General features: G+C 75.2%; 3 protein-coding genes. All 3 read right to left on the minus strand.

What is annotated here, in order from left to right; translation table 11 throughout:
* Nucleotides 1-46 precede the first annotated feature (46 nt).
* The 3 genes from V9U70_RS25475 to V9U70_RS25485 all read right to left on the minus strand — a co-directional run bounded on the left by V9U70_RS25475 (nucleotide 47) and on the right by V9U70_RS25485 (nucleotide 4,291).
* The gene (locus tag V9U70_RS25475) at nucleotides 47-772 is read right to left on the minus strand and encodes a S1 family peptidase (protein ID WP_336678907.1); all 726 of its coding nucleotides are present in this window, start codon (nucleotides 770-772) and stop codon (nucleotides 47-49) included.
* Nucleotides 773-885: 113 nt separating this feature from the next.
* Nucleotides 886-2,952: a PIG-L family deacetylase gene (locus tag V9U70_RS25480; RefSeq protein ID WP_336678912.1), complete on the minus strand. Its 2,067-nt coding sequence runs from the start codon at nucleotides 2,950-2,952 to the stop codon at nucleotides 886-888.
* A gap of 295 nt (nucleotides 2,953-3,247) precedes the next feature.
* Nucleotides 3,248-4,291, minus strand: coding sequence for a hypothetical protein (locus V9U70_RS25485; protein ID WP_336678908.1), 1,044 nt, complete (start codon nucleotides 4,289-4,291; stop codon nucleotides 3,248-3,250).
* Between the last annotated feature and the right edge of the window lie 273 nt (nucleotides 4,292-4,564).

A 4,564-nucleotide genomic window follows, 5' to 3' on the forward strand; every position in this document is an offset into this window, starting at 1 on the left:
GCGGCCGGCCGGACGCGCCGGCCGGCCTGCCCGGTGTGGCGGTGGGTCAGACGCCCGCGATGGACTGAATCCAGGACCGGTACGCGGTGACGTTCGTGTACGCGGTCGTGGTCTGCCGGTCGCTGGTGGAGGCCACGCCGACCTGGACACCGTTCAAGGTCATCGGGCCGCCGGAGTCACCGCCGGCCGTGATGCCGTCGCCCCGGCGGGCGCAGATGGCCGAGCCGCCGTACGCGTCACCGCAGCCGTGCGTCACCGTGACGTTGGCGACCTTCAGGTAGCGGGACTGGCAGTTGGCCTCGGAGCCGCACTGGGAGGTGGCGCCCCAGCCCCAGACCTGCACGTTCTGTCCGACGCGGACCGTCCCGGCCTGGCCGAGGCGGGAGTAGGTGGTCTGCACGGAGCGGTCCAGGCGGACCAGGGAGAGGTCCGAGCTGTGGTTGTACGTCTGGACGCCGTTCGCCACCACGCCGCCGCTGTGCTGGTCGAGGCTGCCGATGCGGAACGACAGGCCGCCGCCGGTGACGCAGTGCTTGGCGGTGAGAATCCAGGTCGGCGCGATGATCGTCGCCGAACAGGTCTCCCGGCCGTTGGAGAAGAGGCGTGCGGCCCACGGGGCGTTCTGGGCGTAGCCACCGCCGATGATCTGGGTGGTGGGGGGCGGGGCATCCTGGAGCGGGGGCGCCGGGGCGGCCGAGGCGGACGGTGCGAAGAGTGCGAGGACACAGGCCGCTGCGGCGGCGGCAGCGGGCACGAGCTTGGATATGCGCATGATTCCTCGTTTCGCGCGACACGCTGGGGTGGGCGTGTCCGTGGGGGTTGGTGGGCAACAGGGTGCCGGAGCGCGGCGAGGCCGGGGTACTAACGTTTGGCCATAACACGGCGTTATGGGGCGGCAGTTGGGCCGAAATGGGCACGTTGCCGCGGCCGCCACACCCAGGGCGCGGCGTCCGGCCCGAAGCCGACGACCACGGGCTCGCCGTCCGGCGCGCCGAGGTGGAGGGCGACGCCGTCCAGGGCGGCGGGGCCCTGGGACCGTACGGCGGTGCCGTCGGCGGTACGCAACTGGCTCCGGCCGTCCGCGGTCCGGCCGAGCAGCACCGGGCCCCGGGGGGAGGAGGCGGCGGCCACCGGCCCGTACCCGTCGAAGCGGGGGACCGGCGCGCGGTCGGCCCGCACGCCGACCAGCCCCGCCTTCGCCGCCGGCCGGTAGTACAGCTCCACGGACCCGTCCGGCGCGGGGAGGGCGGCGGGTGCGTGGGAGGGGACGGGGAAGTCGGTGAGCTGGGTGCGGGCGGTGACGTCGGTGTCCGGGGCGTCCTGGGTCCAGTGGTGCACCCAGTGGTGGCCGGCCGCGTAGACGTGGACGCGCCCGGCGGTGTCCACGACCGCGCTCATCCCGTCCTGCACCTCGCCGCCGCCCATGTCGCGCCAGGCGCTCCAGCGGCCGGTGTCCGCGGAGCGCACCCGGGTGCTGAGCCCCTTCTCCGCGTTGCGCACGAAGAGGTGGACGCGGCCGTCCGCAGCGGTCACCGCCACGGGTATCCCCACGCGGCGGCCGTGGTCGCGACCGCTCGCCGGGTTGCCGAGCCCCCGCCACGCGAGAAAGGGGCCGCCCGCCCCGGACTGCTCCAGGAGCACGATCTCCCGCTCGTTGTCCGCGCCGTGCCCGCCGAGTGCCGCGAAACGCAGCCCGAACAGCAACTGCCGCCCGTCCGCCGTGACCGCCGCGCCCAGCACCGGGGCGAGCGGCCCGCCCCCGAGGTCCCGCGGCGCGCCCAGGGTCCCGCTGCCCGGGGCGTTCTCGCTCCACCGGACGGCCCGCAGCCCCACCACCCCGTACACGGTGAGCCGCCCGTCCGGCCCGGTGGCGACCACGGGGCGGGGCCCCGGATAGCGCTGGTGCGTGGAGCGGACCCAGCCCTTGCGGTTGGTCAGGGGGCGGTCGCCGCCTACGTTGTAGTCCCCGCAGCCGGACGGGTTGCCGCACTCCCAGTCGGGCGCGCCGCCGTACGGGACCAGGTGCGCGGCCTTGCGCTCCAGCACCGCGGGCGGCAGGTTCTTGGGCCAGTGCCGGTTGTAGTAGCCCCGGAACGAGGCGACGGCGAACCCGGGCACCGGCTCGCCCCGCCCGGTCGATCGGGCCGCCCAGCGGATCAGGGCGGCCCACGCGAAGCAGCCCGCCGCGGTGTGGTCGGCGTGGTCGGAGTAGCCGCGCTGCTCGCTGTCCCGGCGGCGTTCCTCCTCGCTGCTGAACTGGAGGTCGGGGTCCGGGTCCAGCGTGTGCACGAGGGTCGGCCGGTACCGCTCCAACAGCCCGACGAGGACGTCGATCAGCCCCTCGTACGTGTAGGAACCGGCCCGCTCCAGCGGCGAGCCCTCGGCGACGACGGTCCGCAGCACCAGTCGGCGGTCCTGCCAGAGGCTGGGCAGCCCGAGGCGTCGCCGGCCGGTGTGCATCGCGGTGTTGAGGAAGACCAGTTCGACCCGGCGCGCCCCGTGTGTCAGCACGTCGACCTCGGCACGGTGGCCGCCGTGCAGGGTGAGCACGGACCTCTGCCAGGGCGCGAAGCGGTCGAGCCCGAGCAGCGTCGCGTACGCCTGCCGCAGGCCCTGGTGCCGGGCGGAGGAGTACGCGGCGCGGTCGGGGGCCGGGCGCGGGGCCCCGGGGATCTTGTTGACGCCGTCGGCCTCGCCCGCGGTGAGGTACACGCAGACCAGCGGGATGCCGGCGTCGAGGGCCTCGCGGGTGTCCGGGTTCATGAAGTACAGGTCGTCGTCCGGGTGCGCCAGCACCTGGAGGACCAGCGCCCGGCGCGCGCTGCTGATCGGCATACCGGGCGCGGGGTCGGGGGCGGGGTTGCGACGCCGGGGGGCCGGCACGGCACACCCGGCGAGGGCGGCGGTCGCGGCGGCGGCCCCGGCGGCGACCAGGGCCGCACGCCGGGGCACTCCGGTCCGGGGCGCCCCGGACCCGGGTATCCCGATTTGGGGCAGGGCAGGTCGATCCGTCACGCCGCGTACTCCGTCCGCTTCCCCTCGCAGCGGACGAACCCTCGCCCCGTGCTGCGTACGCCTACTCCTGGCAGTCCGTGCAGGTCAGCGGCTGGTCGAGCCCGCGCCTGCGGGGGGAGAGACGGGGGAGGGGACGGAGAGGTTGCCCGGCCGGGGGGTGGGGTTGCGCACGCCGGGCGGTCCGGGACAGGGGCCGGGGCCGCGATCAGAAGGCCCCGGCCCCCTCAGCGCCTCAGACCGCGCCTTCTCCGTGCTCGGCCCGGCAGTCGCGGCAGTGGCCTGGGGTGGGGGAGCGGAAGGCGCGTTCGCAGCCGTCGCAGGTCTGGAAGGGGGTCACGGTGACGCGGTGAGCGGGGGCCGCGAGGGCGTGAGTGCTGGGGAGCGGTGGGGGCAGCAGGGCGGTCAGCCGGTGTCTGAGGAGCTTCGCGGGGTGCCTGAGGGGCTGGGGCGGGTCGCTGGTGAGCGTGCGGCGGATGGCGTCGGGGTGGGTCTCGCGTTCGAGCCAGGCCGCGACGCCGGGGGCCAGGTGGCGTACGTCGCTCTCGGACAGCACGAACTGCGGTGCGTGGCGGCGGAGGTCGCTCAGGAGTGCGGTGGCGGCCCGGTCCAGCTCCGGGGTGAGTTCGCGGGGCTGGGGGAGCGGCCGGGGCTGCGGCTTCGGCGCGGCCGGCGGCGGCACGAAGGGCGGGGCGTCCCACGGAGCGCAGGGTGGCGGCGGGGCCGGTGCGGGCCGGGAGGCGGCGGGTGCCGGGGGCGGTGGAGCCGTGGTCGTTCCGTGCGGGCCCGGCTCCGGGGCGGCCGGGTGCCGACCGGGGGGCTCCGGCGCGGGCGCCGGGGCCTGGGCCCGCCGCGCGTGGGGCACGAGAGCCGCGACGGGGGGCCGCTGTCCGCCCGTACGGGAGTGCCGCAGCGCCAGGGGTTGGTTGCAGAACACCGTGCGGGTCACGATCCGGCCGCACGACAGGCGGACGCGAGCCCGTTCCAGGTAGCCGTGGGCCTCCAGCTCACGCAGGGCGGCGGCGATGCGCTTCTCGCCCTCGGGGAAGCGGGCGGCGAGCGCCTTGATGCCCACCTCGACCCCTGGGGGCAGGGACTGGATGCGTACGGCGATGCCCACGGCGGTGCAGCTGAGGTCGGGGTGCTGGGCGAGGTGGTTGCCGACGACGGTGAAGCGGGTGGTGTGCGGGATGACGACGTGGATCACGCCGGACCTCGGGTGAGGCCCGGGAACCTCTGCCAGGGCGCGCGTGAGCGCAGTATTCTGCTGGGTAGCCATAGGGAAGCTCCGAACTTCCTTGGTGGTCAGGCCCTCGATCGGGATTGCAGTCCCGGCCGGGGGCCGACGTACGTCTGATGTGTGGTGGCGTGAGCATATGCCTGCCAACCGGTACGAAATCCAGTCGAGTTGGCAAAACTCACCCGTGCGGGTGATGCGCCCCTCGGGACCCGTCAGGTACACGCCGGGTGGGGTGGGGTGGGGTCATTTCCCTGGTTCTTTGAGTAGGTGATGTCGCGCGCCACCGGGACGCGGTTTCGCGCGATCCGGTCG

The organism is Streptomyces pratensis (assembly GCF_037137275.1).
Classification (GTDB): Bacteria; Actinomycetota; Actinomycetes; order Streptomycetales; family Streptomycetaceae; genus Streptomyces; species Streptomyces pratensis_B.

Coding starts and splice junctions, on each gene's coding strand:
- V9U70_RS25475 (WP_336678907.1), bottom strand. CDS start 772: ATGCGCATATCCAAGCTCGTGCCCGCTGCCGCCGCCGCAGCGGCCTGT.
- V9U70_RS25485 (WP_336678908.1), bottom strand. CDS start 4,291: ATGGCTACCCAGCAGAATACTGCGCTCACGCGCGCCCTGGCAGAGGTT.